Below are 19,371 nucleotides of genomic sequence, written 5' to 3' on the forward strand. Positions count from 1 at the left end.
CAAGTTCTAATCACGTGACTAAACGATTAGCGATCACGGTCGTGTGATTGGCGAAAGGCCAACGTTCTACTTGTACCACACAAGAACTTTACGAAATTGCCACCTATCCAACTCAGTTCTACAATACGACCCTCTACCGTGGCGAGTGTTAACTGCTCCTGATGCCTCACAGAGGGGATTTGCGCCTGGGTTCTTCGCGGGGCGGCAACCGGCGGCGTAAGCGGAAATAACTTCCGCGCTGAGCGCCGAAGCTACCTTACTGGCAACCACCGCGGCACGGCGGCTACGCGCCTCGGTCGTAAATGCTGCTTCGGCCGATTGCCAGAAGCGGACGGTCTCCCCAATCGTCACTTCAAAACGACCTACTCAACCTTTTGGGGTGTTCTTTCGTAGATCGACTATTGCGCGGGCCGGATTTTGCCGGCAAGGATTGACCGGTGCTTCGGATTCCTTTGGAAATCCTGAGCTGGGGGAAACAACGAATTCGGAGCAATTGGTCGGCGCCGCGCTGTGCGCGAGGATGCCCGCGCCGAGCAAAGTAGGCATGATCGGTATCTCGGACCCGCTAAATGATTGGATTACGGCAAGCACGCTGCCGGGAAGCGACGGTCTATATTTTCTAGGCACGTTCGAGCGGCGCATCACATTCTATTCCCAGCAGGTCCGTGCATTCCGATTGGTCAGAGCGCTGCACGAGCGAGGCATGCTTAAGCCGAACGATACAGTGGCCGTTGTCGGTGGTGGCGCCGCGGGCGTGACTTGCGCATTGGCACTGGGCCTTCTGGACTACGACGTCGGCCTGTACGACCCCGCGCTAGAAGTGCTTCAACTTCAGAGCGCCTCGCCTCGCCTGCTCCATCCCCATATCTACGAATGGCCAGCGCCAGGGTCGCTCGACAAGAGCGCCGGATTGCCGTTCCTCGACTGGGATCTGGATACCGGCAAGCCGATCGCGAAGCGGCTAGCAGCCGAATTCCATAGCCACAACGCCATGCTCCCGAAGCTCATTTGGAATAAGGGAGCTCGCCTCGAGAAGCTGGAAAAGTCCGGTGCGGAATGGCGAATGACGTTCGCCGGTGGCGTGTCAAAGATCGTCCAGAAGGTCTTCCTCGCCATGGGCTTTGGAGACGAACGGACCGTCGGGGCGGCTGACACCTATGACTATTGGAAGGAGCGGGGCGTCGGGACAGCCGCGGTCGAGGCCATTGCGCCTGCGACCTATCTTGTAAGCGGGAATGGCGATGGCGCACTAACTGACATCCTAAACCTCCTTATCGATGGGTTCGAGCACGTCCCGTTTACAGAGACCTTCCTCGGCTATTTCAATCAAGACATCCTGCGAACTACTGTCCTGAAGGCGTACGAGGGTCTCGCGCCGGAGGCTGATCTGGAGCCGATATTCGAGAAGGACGTGCTCACGACCTTTGGTGAGCGGGGGATCCTAGATCGGCTGGTACCGCAAGTCCGGGCCGATCGGCTTCTGACCGTCAACTCCAGCGGTCCGCTGTTCTCAGTGGGAAAGGCAGCTCAGCTCAACCAAGCAATGGTCTTCGCTGTCCTGCACGCAGCTCAGCAGAAAGGTGTCGTCGTCCGCCGCAGCTCCGGTATGATCGAAGATGTGATCGAGCACGCAGATGGCCTTGAGCCTGTAGGGATAACCTTGAATGGGGCAGCCCTTGTGGAGCGGTTCCATCATGTGATCCTGCGGCATGGCCCAGATAAGAACGAGCGGTATTTCCCAGCAAAAGAGCAGTTCGACGAGTATCAGAGGGTATCCACGGACCGGTTCAAGGCGAAGCCCGAACTGCTTGTCCCGCCCACCCTCGATGCCGAAACTTATACTGTGTTTTTCGACCTCTGGCTGCATAGACTTGCCGACGCTGCCAGAAAATCGCAGCTCGCCGGGCGATCCACCCTTGAGGCCTCCACCATTTTAGTCACCTGGGACGTCGCGACCCAGACATTGGTGCAGCGCGGCAAGGTCTTGCTTGAGGAGCTGGTGACCCAGTGCGAGTCCGCGGCCACACCTGTCGTCGTGCAACTAGAGGTGACACCGGAGAAAATCGACGCTGATGATTTGATTCGCTTGAGCAAAGCCAGTGGAGGCAAGATCACCCTCAGCCTTGGAGCAACCGTGCAAGAGGCGTGGAAATCCAGGCTGCCCAACGCCGCCACCGCTATGACTGCGGCGTCACGCTATCCCTACCGGTTGGTCAGCGCGATCGATATCAGAGAGCATGTCGATGCCTCTCTCGTCCGCCAATTGGAAGCCATGCTCGTAGCAGCGCAGGCTGCTGGTACATGCGATACTTTGGGAAAGGTCGCAGCAGATGTTTTTGCAGAGGTTCTCGCCACCTGGGCCGGATGGCGCCATACACTTGATGCGTCACCCGCCCTCCGCCGTGATTTCCTTGCTTGGTTGGGCAGCATCGGCCCTGAGAGCGCAAAGCCATGGAGCGGCGACGTAACTGTGCTCGAGCGCATGGCGGGCGCATTGGTGCTGATCCTTGCAACCCACCTCGGTGAGCCACTCCAGCCGGCATCAGTGCCCAGAGGAAATCTTAGCTTCGACGAGAACGGGCATGCACTGGGTTCATCCGCTGACAAGTTGGACGATGGCGGCTTGCTCACTGAATGGAGTTTGCCCGAACATTGGGACGTCGACGCCCTTATCCTCTCTCGCAGCTCCGAGGTATTCGTAACAGGACCTGACGACACAATCCTGAACGGCGGAGATCCCGGAACCGGGCTTGATGTAGCGCGACGTACCAAGCCGGCGATCGTTCGGAATGATGGGCCGTGGCGCACGGCACTCAAGACTGGGCTTCCTGCGTGGAAAACCGCGGTGAAGGAAGAATTTCAGGCGTGGCGTGAGCGGCAGAACAACGATCGCGATAGGGTACTGACATGACACCTGAGGTTTTGAAGTTCTTGTTGGTCGCCGCGACGGAGCAACTGGGTTGGAGAGCTGACGAAGTCAAAGACTTCGCCTCACCGACGTTTCGCAGCCGGCCGGCTGAAGCCGAGACGAAGGCGATGCCTGGCCTGTTTGGTCTCCGCCTGGGTCAGTATCCGGTGATCGTCGCGCCTATAGCGCTCGATACGGTTGAGGGCGTTACGGCTGCACTCAAAAAGCTGCACGCCCAGATGGTCGTCGCCAGGTCATATATGTATGAGCGAGAGGTCATAAACGCACATTTGTTGCTATGCGCAACCGCTCCTACTCCGACAGGGGACTGGGCCCGGCTGGTCGACCTCATCGAACGTGACGAGACCGTCTGTCGGAAACTGGTTTGGATCCCGAAACAGACGGCGATGCAGGAGTCGTTCGACGTTTTCTTGGCGAGAACTTTTCTGTCGATGCCGTGGGAGCATGTGACGGCGGTGAGTGACGCACCGCTCGATCAGACACACGAATTGGCTCAGCGCCTTCTCGAGAAACACGGGCTCAATCAGGATGTAGCTCAGCAGTGGGTTTCGCTCTCACAGCAGTTGATAGACGACCCAGAGAGCCTTGTGACAGAACTTGTCCTGACAAGGGAGGCGTCGAAATGAGCAGGGTTTACCTTACCCGCGTCCGGCTAGAGCAGTACCGAACCTTCAGGCAGTTGGATATTCGCCTCCGTGACGGTCCCGGCGTGCTGATCGTTCAGGGTAGCAACGGTATCGGTAAGTCCTCACTATTCGATGGACTCGAATGGGCGCTGACAGACAGGATTGACCACTTCCGTGATGCCGACGGGGTCAAAAAGGTTGGCAGCTATCTTTGCCGGTGGCGCGAAGGAACGCCTGGCCCCACGTCCGTGACCATGGACTTCACTGGGGAGAAAAGTGTTTCTCGCACCCTGTCTTCCTCCGAGGCTACCAGGTCGGTCACGGGCGGCAATATCGACGACATTACGGAATTCTTAAAAGACGAGAACTGGGGCCGGAGTATTTCCGGACTGTCGAGGTATTTGCTACTCACCCACTTCCTTGGACAGTCCACGATGTCCCGGCTCACGAACCGAGATCCGGGTGAGCGGTTCGATATCCTGAAGGAGGCAGCCGAAAGCAAAGAGATCGAAGACGTCGCGAATGCGCTTCATGGCAAGGGCAATACGAAAGCCGCCCGAGCCTATAACGGCCGGATCAAACTGCTGAGTGACGAGGTCGACGCTCTCCAAGGTATTCTCGACACAGAGGCGAATCTTTGGTCCGGGCTGACCGGAGTTGGCGCCTTGGATGACGTTGCCGCCACCGAGGCAACCCATACAATTTCGCGGCTACTGGATGATGCGGCGGGCAACAAGTCTCAGACGCCAGTAGCTGGCTTCGATCAGAACACGATCTCGGCGTTGGACGAGCGTCTCAATGAGCAGCGGATACGACTGCGGAGCCTTGAAAAAGGTCTGGCCGAGGCGACGTCTGTACTTGAGGAATGGGAGAGCGCGACGCGGCAAGCGCTCGAGCATGAGGCTGCAAAGGCGATCGCTGACGGGCAGGTAGTGACTATGACGTCACAACACGCGGAGACCGCCGCCTCATTGGAGAAGGCCAAGGCCGAGGAGGTCAGCGCGACCAGCTTGGCAGAAGCGCACCGAGCCGTCTTCAGTCTGCTGACCGGCCTGCGGGACGCAAAGACTGCCCAGGCGGTTGCGCAGACTCGGAAGGAGGAGGCGGACGCTGCCCTCGTCGGGGCTTACGAGGCAGTCGCTGACGAAAACCTAACCGTGAAGGCCTTGGAACGTCGGCTGCAGATCGTGCGTCGAATTGAAAGTGATGTTGGCCGGCTCGATGAAAGGAGCCGATTAGACCAGACCGAGAGGCATAATGTGGATCTGTGGCTTGCTCGCGATGCGAAGGTTGCGGAGCTGCAGGCGTCGATACAGTCGTCCCAACTGCGCTTCCCCACGCTAGACTTGGACATCGAGCAGGCGGACGTCTCGGCTCGAGAAGCGAAGACACTCCTTGATGAGCAGAACGCCGTCCTTATCGAGTTGAGGAAGACGGTCTCGGAAATGTCGAGCGCGGTCGCTAGCGTTGCCGCCAACCTTCCGCATGATGCATGCGACTGTCCTGTTTGCGCGACCCACTTCGAGGTTAAGGGTGAACTACAACAACGGGCAGCAAGTGCAGCAGCAAGGCTGGCTCCCCTGGTTCTTGCGCAAGAGGAGCGCGTTCAATCTGCGTCGCAGCGCTCCGAGACAGCCACCAACCGCCTCGACCGACTGAAGACCGCCAAGCAAGAGCTGACCACGCTCACTGAAGAACTCCAATCCGAGGAACGCGCAAGGACTGACGTGGGTATTGGTGTGTTCGGCGACGCTGTAGTTGACCGTGTGGTCGCTGAAGAGCGTCATCGACAACTGGCGACGAGCGCCGAAGAAATATTGAGGTTGAGGCAGCGGAAGTGGTATTGGCGGAACCGCTTGAACGGCGATTTCTTCACGCCCGGAGGCGAGCAGGCCGCTGCCATCAGGAGGCGTGACCAAGCTCAGCTTCAACTGAACGCCGCAACCCAAACACAGTCGACTACTGCAGCCGAATTCGACGCCGCGGCGTCCTCCGTTCGAGAGCTCGTGGAAATCGTTGGTGATCTCGGCGAGGCCCAGTTGGCGGAAGCAATCCGTGGAACTCAGAGCGAACTTTCTGCGGCTGAGGAGAAGAGCCGACAAGCAACGCAGGCGCGGCAGTCGATTGAACAGCGGCTGGCATCGCTTGACGTTGCACTCCCGGCCGCAAGGACGCGTCAACAACAGGCTATTGATCAGGTCGCCGCTGTGACGCGACGAAAAGTCTACGCCGAGGAAACTTGGCAGAGACTTGCTTTCGCTCAATCGGAAGTACCCGACAAGCACGCGATCACTCCGTGGACAACGACCATCGGCCGACTGCGAGAGAGGTTGAGAGAAGCCGATGATTTAATGAAGCGGCTGCGGGACGGTCGATCTGCCAAGGCTCTCGTAGATAATCATCTGGCAGCGCTGGAGCGGCTGCGGGTCGCGGTAAGTGGCGCCCCGAACAGCGAGAGACTGCAGCTTCGTAAGGAGGCGCAGGATCGCGTGTCTGCCAAGGTCAGACTCACGCAGGCAACCCGAGAGACAAAAGACATCGCCCAGGCCGCGAGCTCAGACATTCTCGACGAACTGGCGGATTTCAACACCAGCTACATGCAGCCTCTCGACACCCTCATGAAGGCCATAAACATGGCAATCATGGGCGATCCAAGGGTGGGCTTGGAGTCATACGTTAAGAACCGCCGCGTCGAACAGCGGCCAACAAAAGAGGGGCAGGCCCTCCCTCCTGAGATCGCGTCCATAGATGCACGGTTGATACACAGCGAAGGCCAAATGGCAGCCTTGTCTGTCAGTATGCTGTGTGCCGCCAGCCTAACCTACCCATGGTCCCGCTGGCGGGGGTTGGTCCTGGATGACCCGCTTCAGCACAACGACACTATCCACGCTGCCGCTTTCGCGGATTTCGTCTGCAATCTTGTGGCCAGCCGCGGATATCAGGTGCTCTTATCAACTCACGACCGCGCTCAGGCAGAGTTTCTGCGGCGGAAGATGACATCTCGAAACCTGCCTTGCGCCGTCCTCAATCTGCTGGGGACCGGGCAAGACGGTGTCGAATGGACCTACAGGACGGGGGAAAGCGCGACGCCCTTTGTGGTATCCGCATAAGCGAGCTTAGCTAGACTTGCTGGTTTGTGATCGTAGGCATGGGTGCCCACCGACCACCAGATGTCCGCTTCCCACCTCGCTGCACCCAGGCGTAGCTCCGTCCGCTTCATGGCGCGCTGTGGACGGGGCCGTGCCCAAGACGATACCTAATCCGGACCGTTGCAGCGTCCTGTATGACCGACAGGTGGACGTGCTATCGCGGGGCGAGTTATGGCGGACCGGCAGCCAATCCGAAATTAGACAGCGGAAATTATTGCCGCTCGCCCGCCCAGTTGACTGATGCCCAAAGCCAGGGCACAAAGGTGGCATCCACGGTCGCTCGCGATGGGAAAATATAGAGAATTCAAAGGCGATTTCGCTAAGTTATTGAAATCATGTGAGAATCCAAGGTCCCCAGGCAGGCACAATTTACGCCTGTAGCGCCTCATTCTGATCTGATGGTCGTCTCCAAAATTCTGCAGGTTTTACAGCTACATGCTACCTTTTCGGCACCGGTAGCCGCAGCTTGGCGCTACTCCGATGTCGCAATCTACGATCCCACGAAAATTGGCTGGGGACCCAATTTGTCAGGGGGCAAATTCTTCCGCTTTGCGCCCAGGAGCTGTCATCTGCAGCCCCTTCGGCGGTGGCTCGTTTCGACCCGTCTGGCGCAACGAATGGCTCAATTGGGTGCGGGTAGCAGGCGTTCGGACTGCTTTCGTTGGCCGAGTGTTCCTGTACGCCGGCGACGACAAGCGCGATGACGGCATAGGGGATGGTCGCGGATAAGCGGTGCAGCGCTGGACGATGGACCGGCATAACCAGGAAGTGCCGCCGTTCTCAGGATCGGATGCTTCGAGCCGTTCTTGTTTATGGTGATGCAAAGCCACCACGTTCGGCCGCCGAGCATAGTACTTTGGGGTTATGTTCGATCCACCGCCGCTCGGTCATCATTTCTTCATAACTAAAAAATGCGGGCGGAGACCTGCGCGGAACAGCGATCGAAATTGCCCCTCCGCAGGTCCCGGCAAGATCAACAACAACTCCTCGCGGAGGCGGAACATGAATGACACAGTAAAACTCGACCGCGCACTCGGCCTATGGTCTGTTGTGCTTTTCGGTCTTGCCTATATGACGCCGATGATCGTCTTCGGCACTTTCGGGGCGCTGGCTGCTGCAAGCCAGGGCACCACGGCGATGGCCTATCTCGTCGCTGCGGCAGCCATTCTTCTGACGGCCATCAGCTATGGCGTTATGGCCCGCGTCTATCCGGTTGCCGGTTCGGCCTATACCTATGCCCGCAAGTCGATCAATCCGAGCGTCGGCTTTCTCGTCGGCTGGGCCGTGCTGCTCGACTATTTCTTTCTTCCCATGGTCATCTGGCTGATCGGCGCGGCCTATCTGACATCCGCCTTTCCATCGATCCCGGCCTATGTTTGGATTGTCGGCTTCATCGTGCTAACCACGGTCGTCAACGTTGTCGGCATCGCCTTCGCAAATCGGGTGAACTTCATCCTGATGGTGGTGCAGCTTGCGGTGCTCGTCGCCTTTGTCTTCCTAGCGGCCCGCTACGTCATGGCGGTCAGCGGCACGGGCGGCCTCGTTTCGGCAGCGCCGTTTTTCAAGGCTGACGTCCCCTTCTCCGCATCAATCGCGGGCGCCGCGATCGCCGCTTACTCCTTCCTCGGCTTCGACGCGGTTTCGACGCTGACCGAGGAGACCAAGGATGCGAAACGCACCATGCCGCGGGCGATCCTCATCACCGCGCTTGCTGGCGGCCTGATCTTCGTCATCGCTGCCTATGTCACACAGCTTGCGCATCCAGGCATGGACTTCGTCTCGGTCGACGCCGCAGCAAGCGAAATCGCCAAGATGATCGGTGGCGACGTCTTCGTAACCATCTTCCTTGCTACGCTTGTCGTCGCGCAGTTCACCTCGGGCCTCGCCGCCCAGGCAAGCGTCGGCCGCCTGCTCTTCGCCATGGGCCGCGACACCGTCCTGCCGTCGTCGGTCTTTGGCAGCCTGCATCCGAAGTGGCACACGCCGGTCCTGAACCTGGTCCTCGTCGGCATCGTCGGCCTACTGGCGCTGACCATGGACGTCACCACCTCGACCTCCTTCATCAACTTCGGTGCATTCCTCGCCTTCACGGCCGTCAACATCTCGGTCATCGCGCTCTACATGAAGGGCGACGCACAGGTGAAGCCGCTCGGCGCGCTGATCGGCCTTATCATCCCGACAATGGCTTCCGTCTGCGACCTCTTCCTGCTCTGGAACCTCGATGGGCACGCAAAACTTCTAGGTCTGATCTGGCTGGTGATCGGCGGCGCCTATCTGGCCTATCTCACGCGCTTCTTCCAGGCAGCGCCTCCCGAAATGAACTTCGCGGAGTAATCACACCAAATCATCGGCCCGGCCGGCAATCGGCTGGGCTATGCCAGGAACAAGCGGAAGAGCTCGCCCTGGCTGGAAATATTGAGTTTTGAGTAGATCTGCCGGCGGTGCACTTTCACGGTATTGGGCGAAAGCGCAAGCACGGCGGCAAGCGAGAGGTTGGAATGCCCCTTGAGAATCAGCGTCACGATCTCGAGTTCGCGTTTGGTGAGCAGCGGATGTTCAATCCTGGCCGCAGGGGCTGCATTCTTGATCTCCAGCGACAGGCCGGAAACATGGAACCAGTGACGGCTGCCCAAGGCGCAGACCAGAGGCGCTGCCGACCGCAACCGCTGCAGGTCCTCTTCGGAAAACGGAGCCGCACTGCCGGTCCGCGACAGGGAAAGCACGGCGATATAGCCGCTCTCCAGTCTGAGAACGAAGCCGATCTCATCGACGATCTCGGTCGCTGCATAGTGAAGGCGGAAATATTCCGTCTGAGCAAAATCGTCCGGCGCGATCTCGCGCATCACGATCATGCGCTCGCTGCCATCGGCGCGGATCGCGTCGTAGAAAGGATCGAGCACGAAGGCGCCCGCCAGGTAGCGATCGACGATCAGCGCCCGCTCGGCGACGATCTTGTCGTTATAGAGATCGAAAGCATGACCGTCCGACGAGTAGATGAAGCCATTCATCATCTGGAACGGCGAGAGCAGTCTCAAGGCGGCGGCAAGCGCATCCGGGAATCCCCGCGAGCCGACGCAGCTTACCGCCTCCGCAATAAGTGCGTTCCAAACCTTGAACGTTGGCAACGGTCCAAATGGACTGGGCACCGAATTCATGAATTGTCCCTGATAAGCGAATCCAGGACCGGGGGTATCAGGGCAAGAAGCACGTTTTCAGACCAAAATGCAATGATCTATGGGCCGCCTTCATGACCATGATGCAAACCGTGAAACCTGTTGTCGAACATCCGCTGGATCTGCCCGCGAGGGAGATCGCCCGCGGTATCCGCGACCGACGCTTCACCGCCGAGAGCGTGGTCTCAGAATCGATCCGCCGCGCAAAGGCGGTCAGTGCAGCGCTGAACCCCTTTGTCATCATTCGCGAAGAACAGGCTCTGGAAGCCGCCCGCGCTGCCGACCGCGCTGCCGCGCGTGGAGAGGCGACCGGCGCCCTGCACGGCGTTCCCTTCGCGGCAAAGGACCTGACGCCGACGGGCGGCGATCTGACGACGTTCGGCTCCTGGACCACGGCCGACTGGGTGCCGGACCAGACCGCGCTCGTCGTCCGCCGTTTGCAGGGTGCCGGCGGCATCCTGATGGGAAAGACGACGACGCCGGAATTTGCCTATGCGAGCTTCACGCATAGCCCGCGCTGGGGCGTCACGCGCAATCCCTGGAATCCTGAGCGCACGTCTGGCGGCTCCTCGGGCGGTTCGGCTGTGGCAGTCGCAACCGGCGTCGTGCCTTTTGCTGAGGGAACCGACATGGGTGGCTCGGTGCGCATACCGGCCGCGCTCAGCGGCACAGTCGGCCTCAAGCCCAGCATTGGCCGCATTCCAATGACGATCCTGCCGAGCGTCTTCGACAATATTTCTCATTTCGGTCCGCTCGCGCGCACAGTCTCGGACGCAGTCTCCTTCATGGAGGCAACCTGCGGACCGAGCGACGAGGACATCTCCTCTCTGCCTGTCGGCTTTGACTCGCATATTGCAAAGACCGGTAGCCTTGAGGGCAAACGCTTCGCGCTCTCGGTCGACCTCGGCTACTATCAGATCGAGCCCGAGGTTGAACGCTTGGTCCGCAACGCCGCCGAAGAGCTGCGCCGCGCCGGCGCTACGGTGGACGATGTTCCGATGGAATGGACCCGGGCCGTCAACGACGAGTGGTTCGATCTCTGGTGCGTCTTCATGTCGGGCTTCTTCGGCGGGACGGTCGAGCATTGTCGCGAACAGATGGATCCGGCCGTCGTCTCGATGATCGAGCGCGGACTTGCGATGAGCGCCACCGCCTACAAGCGCGTCGAACTGTTACGCACCCGTATGTGGCAGGACATGGCCGCTCTCTTCAAGAACTATGATGCCCTGCTCTGCCCGACCTGCGCCGTCACGGCGCCGCTCATCGGCGAATGCGACGACGACTACGTCGCAACCGGCCCGGACGGCCGCTTCATCGGTCTCGACATGACCTGTCCCTTCAACATGCTGCCGCAGTTACCGGCTCTCTCGCTTCCCGTAGGCCTTGCGTCGAACGGTCTGCCGGTGGGACTCCAGATCGTCGGACGGCGTTTTGCCGACGAGCACGTGTTGTCGATGGCCGCGGCGCTGGAAGCGCGGCTTACAAGTCCCGAAAGGCCTCTGTGCAAGCCTCCAACTTATGCGATGAAAACCCGTCCTCATAGATAGGCAATCGTCCGGGCGCGGGACGCCAACCACTCGATAAGAAGAAGATCAATGTCACCGGCGGAAGCTGCCTCGCTTTTCGACCCAAGGCCGACCTTGGCCCACCGGATCATGAACGGCAGCCCTGCCCCCGCAACCGCCCTTTCCGACCCTCGCGCCGGTTCACGATATCTGCCACGCGGGCCTCTGCAGTTGTTGTCCGACTGAGTGGTGCCAGAGTCCTTAGTGATCCTGGTAGAATCGTAAAGATGATTGCTCCGCTGGCGAGGGTTAGCAGGGTTTGGTCAGCGGTTGCCCTGCGGTTCCGGTCATTGTGGAATTGGCATAGAGCCCCTTGGCCAGAGGCTTCAAGCGCGGGCCCTGCGTGTGAGCGCCGGCTCAAGTCCGCAAAGCAGCCATTCCGCGCGTTCACGCTGGACTTCCGCCTGCCACCATTTCTGCTCAAGGTGACCAGCCGGCGAAGGCCCGCTTCGGGTCCAGAAGCGGAAATTATTGCCGCTCTACGCACGTGTTGACTGGGGTCCAAAGCCAGGGCACAAAGGTGGCATCCACGGTCGCTCGCGACGGAAAAATAGAGGGAATTCAAAGGCGATTTTGCTAAGTCTTTGAAATCATGTGAGAATCCGAGGTCCCCAGGCAGGCACAATTTACGCCTGTACCGCCTCATTCTGATCCTATGATCGCCTCCAGAAATCCTGCAGGTTTTACAGCTACATGCCACCTTTTCCGCGCCGGCAGCCGCAGCTTCGCGCCACTCCGATTTTGCAATCTACGATCGCACAAAAATTGGCTGGGGACCCAATATGCCAGAGGTAAATCCTTCCGCTTTGCGCGCCAAGAGCTATCATCCGCAGGCCGGTCGGCGCAGGCCCGTTTCGACCCTAAGCGGTCGTCCAGCCATTTTCTGGTGGACGACCGCTCCGGGCGGAGTTAGGGGGCGTTGGCTCGGCTATTAGAATGAATCGGAGCCGTCATCTACGACCGCAGCATTTCGCCTGGCTCGATACAATGGCTTCATCGTCGAGGACGTGGCATTCGCGCAAGGAGCCTCGGCAGGGCAACGGTCCAAAGCTGAGTTGAGCTAGGCCGTCCACGCGTTGCTGCTTGCCGAACCGGGCGATCGCATGTTTCACTCATTCCAAGCAGATGCCTGCTGGCACTTATCTCCGCGGATCAGAAATCAATAGCTCGTCTCTATCGATTTGCTCGCGCATCCAAGAGAGAAACTTCTGAAGAGGCAATGACGGAGTGACGTTCTTAGGCCACGTGAGATAATAACCCTCGCCGCTGTAACACGTCATATCAAACGGAGCGACGAAGCTACCGGCCTGAAGGTGTCTCTTCACGAAGACCTTGGTTGCGATCGCGACACCGATATCCAGAGAAGCGGCCTCATAGGCGAGTGCCGAACTTTCGAAACGGATGCCAGGGCCGGGGTCGACGGTCGATCCGACGCGTTTGAGCCAGGCAGCCCAATCGGTGGGACGTGCCATGGAATGCAGCAGCCGCACACGGCTCAAGTCATCAGGGGACCTGAGCTTGTGGGCCTCCTGGAAGGCTGGTGAACAAATCGGAATCAGTTCAACGTCGACAAGCTTTTCGCTGTGGAGATCGGGCCAATTTCCTTTTCCGGCGCGAATGGCAGCATCCAGGTTCTGAGTCTCGAAATCGACCGGGGCGGTAGACGAACTCAGACGCACCTCGATTCGTGGGAATGCTTCATGAAACTGCGTCAGCCGTGGAATAAGCCAGCGCTGGGAAAAGGTCGTGTAAGACTGGATGGCGAGAATATCCCGCCTACCTCGCCGGGACACACGCCTTGCCGCATTCCCGATTTCGACGAAGGCTCGAGTGACGCCTTCATAGAGTTGCCGTCCCTCGTCGGTCAGCTCGATGCCGCGATGCAGCCGCTTGAACAGCACAACGCCGAGATATTCCTCCAGCACTTTCACCTGGCGACTGACCGCCACCTGAGACACGTTCAGCTCTTCTGCGGCCTGCGTCAGACTGGACAGGCGGGCAGCAGCTTCGAAGGTCCTTAGCGGGTTTAGAGGGGGTATCATATTGCTCATTCGTTAGTCATACGTCATGTCCGATCGTGCCCAAACATATTTCGGCGCTTCGGGCGAGGCGTCCCGCTAGACCTTGGTTTACCGGTCTGTCCGCGCGTCTGAACCGGGTTTGCGAGCCCGGTGCTCACACCCGTTCCAGGGCAATGGCAATCCCCTGCCCCACGCCGATGCACATGGTGGCAACGCCATAGCGGCCGTTGATCCTCGCAAGTTCCAGTGCCGCTGTCCCGGTAATACGCGCGCCGGACATGCCGAGCGGGTGGCCGAGAGCGATCGCACCACCGTTGGGATTGACGCGGGGATCGTCATCGGCAATGCCGAGGTCGCGCAGACAGGCTAGGCCCTGACTTGCGAATGCCTCGTTCAGCTCGATGACATCGAACGCCTCCGGCTCCAATTCTAGCCGCGCCATCAACTTCCGACAGGCCGGTGCCGGCCCGAAGCCCATGATCCGTGGAGGAACGCCAGCCGTTGCCCCGCCAAGGATTCGCGCGATGGGCATCAGGCGGTGACGCTTTGCGGCAGTCTCATTGGCAAGGATCAGGGCGGCCGCTCCATCGTTCACACCGCTCGCGTTGCCTGCCGTGACCGACCCACCTTGACGGAAGGGCGCCTTGAGACCTGCCAGTCCTTCCAGCGTCGTCTCGCGCGGATGTTCATCACGGTCGAACAGAACCGCGTCGCCCTTGCGCTGGGGGATTTTCACCGGGAAGATCTCTTCGGCCAGCCTCCCGCGTGCCTGGGCGGCAGCGGCCTTCTGCTGCGAGCGGAAGGCGAACGCATCCTGGTCCGCTCGCGATATCCCGAACTCCTCCGCGACATTCTCGGCAGTTTCAGGCATCGAATCGACTCCGTATTGAGCCTTCATGACCGGATTGATGAAACGCCACCCGATCGTCGTGTCCTGTATCGACGACTCCCTGCTGAAGGCCGTCTCGGCCTTCGGCACCACGAAAGGGGCGCGGCTCATGCTTTCCACGCCGCCAGCGACTATCAGTTCGGCCTCGCCGGATCGGATGGCACGAAACCCAGTGATGATCGCATCCATTCCGGAACCGCAGAGCCTGTTGATCGTCGTTCCGGGAACCTCCACCGGCAATCCGGCAAGAAGCGACGACATGCGGGCCACGTTGCGGTTGTCCTCGCCCGCCTGATTTGCGCAGCCAAAGATCACCTCGTCAACCGCTGCCCAATCCAGGGACGACTGACGGATCATCAATGCTTTCAGCACGATGGCGCCGAGATCATCCGGCCTCACCGACGCAAGCGTCCCGCCGAAGCGGCCGATCGGGGTGCGGATGTAGTCGCAAATGTAGACGTCAGACATAGGTGCAGGCTCCGAGGATAGGTAACTAATGGGGCCACGCCGGCCGCACGCATCCAAGGCCCGACGCGGGGCGAGCCACTGGTGACCGGGTCGCCGAAATCAGCGAAGCACAAGCAGCGCGTCGCCGGCGCGCACGCCGGAGCCCTTGGGCAGCACGAAGACCGGATTGATCTCCGCCTCTTCCAACCGATCGTCCAGCGCCACCGCCATGTCCGCGAATACCAGGACGGCGTCGATCAAAGCCTCCGTATCGGCGACCGGCCGACCGCGGAAGCCCTCCAGAAGGGCCGAACACTTTAGTTCGCCGATCATGTCGCGTACCTGTCGCCGCGTCACCGGCAAGAGCCGCATTGCGACGTCCTGGTACAACTCAGTGGTGAAGCCCCCCGCGCCCAACAGAACGCACGGCCCGAGCTGCGGATCACGGTTGTAGCCGAGGATGAACTCAACGCCGCCCCTGACCAGCTCCTGGATCAGGAAGCCATCAACCTTCGCGCCATTTGCAGCCACCTCGACGCGCGACAGCATCTGCTCGCAGACCGCTTCGACGTTTGCTGTGGCGACGCCGACTTCAACACCTCCAACCTCCGATTTGTGCAGGATCTCCTTCGAGAGGATCTTGATCACGACGGGTCCTTCGAATGCGGTCGCCTTGGCCGCTGCGTCTGCCGGCGTTGCCGCCTCGATTTCGCGTGTGACCGGAAATCCGAAGCGCTCATAGAAGCGCTTGGCGTCGGCCTCGTTCAACGAACCTTGCGGCAGGTCCGCACCGGCCACGGCAGGGGCCGGCCGCCGCTCGGACGAGTCGGCTTCGCCTCGCGGCCGCAGCGCGCATAGGGCCGCTGCGCAGCTTTCGGGAGCCGCATAGGCCGGGATCCCGTTGGTATTCAAGTGTTGCACGATGCCCGGCGCTTCGGGACTGACATAAGCGATGATGGGCTTGTTACTGATGTTCATCGACTCGAGGAGCGGCCGGGCGACGACATCCGGCTGCCCGATCGAGGACGACCCCACGACAACGACGATGGCGTCGTAGGTGGGGCTTTCCGACAGGATTTTCAGGATGGATCGGAAGAGATCCGGACGCAGGCCGGCCAACGTGACGTCGATCGGATTGCGGTCGAGAACCGCCTCCTTGAGATCGAGCGCCAGCAGCTTTTCCGCAGTGTCGGGATCGGGGCTCGGCATTTCGAGGCCGGCAAGTCCGACATTGTCGGCGACGATCGTCGCCGCGCCGCCTGTCGACGTCACGATTGCAATGCGCTTGCCTGAAAGAAGACGCCCCTGGGACAGGCCGGCAGGGATGTCTAGGAGGTCTGCGAACGTCTGCGCCCGGATGATACCGAGTTGCTTGAACAAGGCGTCATACACCTTGTCCGCGCCGGCCAGCGCGCCGGTGTGGGAGATGGCGGACTGCGCGCCGGACTCCGACCGACCGACCTTGTAGGCGACGATGGGTTTGCCGGCCGCAATAACCCGCGCGGCGGCATTGCGGAATTTCTCCACGTTACGCACGGTTTCGAGATAAAGGGCAACAATCCTGGTTGCCGGATCGTCCGCCATGGCATCGAGAAGGTCGGCAACTTCGATGTCGGATTCATTTCCCGTTGCAATCAGCTTGGAAAAACCGACCCCGCGTCCGACCCCGCGCGAGAGCAGAGATCCGAGAATCCCCCCGCTCTGCGACAAAAGGGCAATTCCGCCGGCACGGAAGTCCGTCATCTCCATGGCGCCGCTTGCCGTCAGCATGATGCGGTCCGTCAGGTTGACCAGTCCTATCGTATTGGGGCCCAGAATCCGCATCGAACCCGCGGCCGCGCGCAGCTCGGCCTGGAGACGAAGCCCCTCCTGGCCGGCCTCGCCGAAGCCGCTTGCGAGAACGATCGCCGCTTTGGTGCCCACAGCGGCAAGCTGGCGAACGGATTCGATCACCCGATTGGCGCCGACGAGCACGAGCCCGAGATCCGGCGCCTCGGGCAGTGCCTGCGCATCCGCATAGCATGTCAGGTCGCCGATCGTTTCATAGCGCGGGTTGATGGGGTAGATCCGACCCTTGTAGCCGTGCTGTTGCAGATAAGCGATCGGCCGTCCCGTAAGCTTCGCAGCATCAGAAGAGGCGCCAACGACGGCTACGCTGGAGGGGTTCAGAAGCGCATCAATGAAAGTCATCTTGGCCTGCCTCACGCGCTGGTCTTGTTGAGGAATGCTTCGACGGACGCACGATGTTCGGCCGTGGTGTAGCAGATTGCCTGCGCCTCGCGGCCGAGAGCGAAAATCGCCTCATCGCTGCTCTCGAAGGTCTTGTCGAGAATGGCCTTTGTCAGGGCAATGGCGGCCGGCGAGCCGGCGCTCACCTGTTCCGCCCAGAGCTGAGCGTCATCAATCAGGGTATCCACCGGCGAAATTCTGTCGATCATGCCGATCCGCAGCGCCTCCTCAGGCTCGACCACCCTCCCCGTCAGAATGAGCTCCTTGGCGCGGGCGAGGCCCACGCGACGCGGCAGGAAATACATCCCGCCGCCATCCGATACGAGGCCACGCTTGATGAAGCTCATCGACATTTTCGCGCCCTCTGCTGCGACAATGAAATCGCAGGCGAGTGCCATATCGAGACCGAGCCCGAAAGCTGCGCCATTAACCGCGGCAATGACCGGCTTAGAGAGGCCATGGATGACGGCCACTCCCTTGTGCGTGCTGCGCTGGCGAGTCCAGCCGTTGAAGGCGACTTCTCCCGCAGGGACCTCCAGACGCGCGCGCATGCCCGATACATCGCCACCGGAGCAGAAGCCCTTGCCGGCGCCCGTCAGAACGACCGCACGAACCGATCGGTCGGCACCAACCTTCTCGAAGGCTTCGATCAGTTCAGACCGCATCTGATCGTTGATGGCGTTGCGGACATCAGGTCGGTTCAATGTTACCGTCGCGATGCCGTTCTTGTGGGAAACCGCTATGAACTCATGTTCACGAACATTAACGGTCATTCCTTTTGTTCCTTCCTCTTCGAGCGCCGATCTAGTGGCACTGGCGCGATCTTTCACTTGGCTAAGGCATCCATGTCTTCGGACTGTCGTCTGGACAACTGATCATCTGGCCTCGTTAGCCCAACCATCGGATTAGGGGAGACTCCCTCCTGCCGGGGCGACCAGCAGTTTTCGCGGCAGCTCGGCGCCGTACAGGATCGCATCGCGAAGCGAAGCCGCATCGGTGTCCGAGAGAATTCCGGACGCCAGTTCGTGGAACTTCGCGACTATCTCCGCGTCGTTCAGAGGATTCTCGGGATCGCCTCGCCGCGTCTGTTGAAGATGTTCAAGCACACGGCCATCGCGCAAGATCACCCTCAGACGGGCCTGTCGACGGCGTGGATATTCAACGGTAAGGTCTGGATCCTCGGTCACGGAAATTCTCGTCATCAGTTCGCGAATGTCCGCGCGCGCCAGGGTCTCCTCCTCAAAGGCGGCGAGGCGGACCGCTCCGAGGATCAGTCGTGCGGCAAGGCAATATTGCAGGCTGAAACGCGCATCCTGCGCCGACGCGGGATCTGGCCGATTGCACATCGCTTCGGTGGCGCGATAACCGTGCACTTCGATCCGCGCGATGTCTTTTTCGCGGAAGGAGTGACGCTCGCTCATAACTGCAATGGCATCGAGCGCAGGAAAGATATGGCCGCAACATCCGTGCGCCTTGACTGTCATGCGGGTGATCGGTGTCCACTCTCCAAGGCCCGCAAGCGCCGCTTCCCAATTGCCGGTCGTATCGCTTGTCGCAGCCGCAAAACCGTTCTCTGCGTCGAGACTATCCGACGAGCCGGCAATTCCCACCGCGGCTGCCATCGCAGCCAGCAAGCCTGCATCTGCCGCATGCCCCGGATGCAGGGCCTTTGCGAGGCCCTTTCCCTGGAGGTTCTGCTGGTGCCCGCCCGCGAAACTTGACGACAGCGCGATGGCATTGCCGAGACTCCTATCATCCGCGCCGAGAAGCATCGCCCCCGCGACCGCCGCGCCGATGGTGCCGACGGTCGATGTGGTGTGCCAGAAGGTGTAGTGGCTGGGCTGAATGGCCAGCGAAATCCGGCAACCCACTTCGTAGCCGGCGACTATCGCGCGGTGCAACTCATCAAGGCTTGACCCGAGATGCTGCGCGAGAGCGAGAGCGGCCGCAATGGTCGGGCTGCCCGGATGATAGCCGCCATCCTTGAAAATATCGTCGAATTCGACGGTATGGCTAGCAGTGGCGTTGAGAAGAGCCGCGCGGCGCGGCGTAGAGGAGCGGCTATCGACGTAGGACCATGCGCCGCCGCTGCCATCCGTCTCCGGCACCGCCTTGGCCAGCATTATCGCCGGCGCGCGCACGCAGCCGGGCAACGTCGTTGCAAACCAGTCCAGAATCGCGCGGCGCACCGCCCACTCAACGGCGCCGTCAATCGGCCTTCGGCGCCAATCGCAAGCCGCCTGGGCCAAAGCCGAAAGCGGATTGCTCATCGTAAGGTCGCTCCCAGCCTATCCTCCCGAGAGGGTGAGACCCGCTGCGGTGTAAGCATCATCAAAACATGTC

The 19,371-nt window shown here is 60.4% G+C and carries 11 protein-coding genes; 5 read left to right on the plus strand and 6 right to left on the minus strand.

The genetic code is table 11. The features are described 5' to 3' along the window. Window positions 1–544 precede the first annotated feature (544 nt). The 4 genes from ILFOPFJJ_RS12015 (at window position 545) to ILFOPFJJ_RS12030 (ending at window position 9,038) form a co-directional block, all read left to right on the plus strand. Window positions 545–2,911, plus strand: a complete 2,367-nt coding sequence (locus ILFOPFJJ_RS12015) for an ABC-three component system protein (protein WP_173510775.1) — start codon at window positions 545–547, stop codon at window positions 2,909–2,911. Further along, window positions 2,908–3,555 carry an ABC-three component system middle component 1 gene (locus ILFOPFJJ_RS12020; RefSeq protein ID WP_173510776.1) on the plus strand — a complete coding sequence of 216 codons (648 nt, stop codon included), beginning with the start codon at window positions 2,908–2,910 and terminating at the stop codon, window positions 3,553–3,555. Before ILFOPFJJ_RS12015 ends, ILFOPFJJ_RS12020 begins: the two co-directional genes overlap by 4 nt. Continuing rightward, on the plus strand, window positions 3,552–6,665 hold the full coding sequence (locus ILFOPFJJ_RS12025) for an AAA family ATPase (RefSeq protein WP_173510777.1): 3,114 nt from the start codon (window positions 3,552–3,554) through the stop codon (window positions 6,663–6,665). Before ILFOPFJJ_RS12020 ends, ILFOPFJJ_RS12025 begins: the two co-directional genes overlap by 4 nt. Before the next feature lie 1,041 nt (window positions 6,666–7,706). After that, window positions 7,707–9,038, plus strand: a complete 1,332-nt coding sequence (locus ILFOPFJJ_RS12030) for an APC family permease (protein ID WP_173510778.1) — start codon at window positions 7,707–7,709, stop codon at window positions 9,036–9,038. 38 nt (window positions 9,039–9,076) lie between these two features. Here the strand turns inward: ILFOPFJJ_RS12030 and ILFOPFJJ_RS12035 are convergent, their stop codons facing one another. Then, entirely contained in the window at window positions 9,077–9,859 is a 783-nt protein-coding gene (locus tag ILFOPFJJ_RS12035; RefSeq protein WP_173510779.1) for a helix-turn-helix transcriptional regulator, read from the minus strand. A 92-nt stretch (window positions 9,860–9,951) separates the two neighbouring features. Between ILFOPFJJ_RS12035 and ILFOPFJJ_RS12040 the strand changes: the two genes are divergently transcribed. After that, window positions 9,952–11,424 (plus strand): amidase, encoded by a 1,473-nt coding sequence (locus tag ILFOPFJJ_RS12040; protein WP_246299592.1) that lies wholly within the window; start codon window positions 9,952–9,954, stop codon window positions 11,422–11,424. A gap of 1,157 nt (window positions 11,425–12,581) precedes the next feature. On the opposite strand, the gene gcvA is transcribed toward ILFOPFJJ_RS12040, so the two are convergent. From gcvA to ILFOPFJJ_RS12065, 5 genes are all read right to left on the minus strand, one after another. Continuing rightward, complete coding sequence (gcvA, locus tag ILFOPFJJ_RS12045) at window positions 12,582–13,493, minus strand: transcriptional regulator GcvA (RefSeq protein WP_173510780.1); 912 nt, start codon at window positions 13,491–13,493, stop codon at window positions 12,582–12,584. Between the two features lie 124 nt (window positions 13,494–13,617). Next, window positions 13,618–14,820, minus strand: a complete 1,203-nt coding sequence (gene pcaF / locus ILFOPFJJ_RS12050; protein WP_173510781.1) for a 3-oxoadipyl-CoA thiolase — start codon at window positions 14,818–14,820, stop codon at window positions 13,618–13,620. A gap of 99 nt (window positions 14,821–14,919) precedes the next feature. Then, complete coding sequence (locus ILFOPFJJ_RS12055; RefSeq protein ID WP_173510782.1) at window positions 14,920–16,989, minus strand: acetate--CoA ligase family protein; 2,070 nt, start codon at window positions 16,987–16,989, stop codon at window positions 14,920–14,922. 11 nt (window positions 16,990–17,000) lie between these two features. Beyond that, window positions 17,001–17,801, minus strand: coding sequence for an enoyl-CoA hydratase/isomerase family protein (locus ILFOPFJJ_RS12060; protein WP_173510783.1), 801 nt, complete (start codon window positions 17,799–17,801; stop codon window positions 17,001–17,003). A 132-nt stretch (window positions 17,802–17,933) separates the two neighbouring features. Continuing rightward, on the minus strand, window positions 17,934–19,298 hold the full coding sequence (locus ILFOPFJJ_RS12065; RefSeq protein ID WP_173510784.1) for an MmgE/PrpD family protein: 1,365 nt from the start codon (window positions 19,296–19,298) through the stop codon (window positions 17,934–17,936). Window positions 19,299–19,371: the final 73 nt, after the last annotated feature.

The sequence above is a fragment of the Sinorhizobium psoraleae genome (assembly GCF_013283645.1).
Classification (GTDB): domain Bacteria; phylum Pseudomonadota; class Alphaproteobacteria; order Rhizobiales; family Rhizobiaceae; genus Sinorhizobium; species Sinorhizobium psoraleae.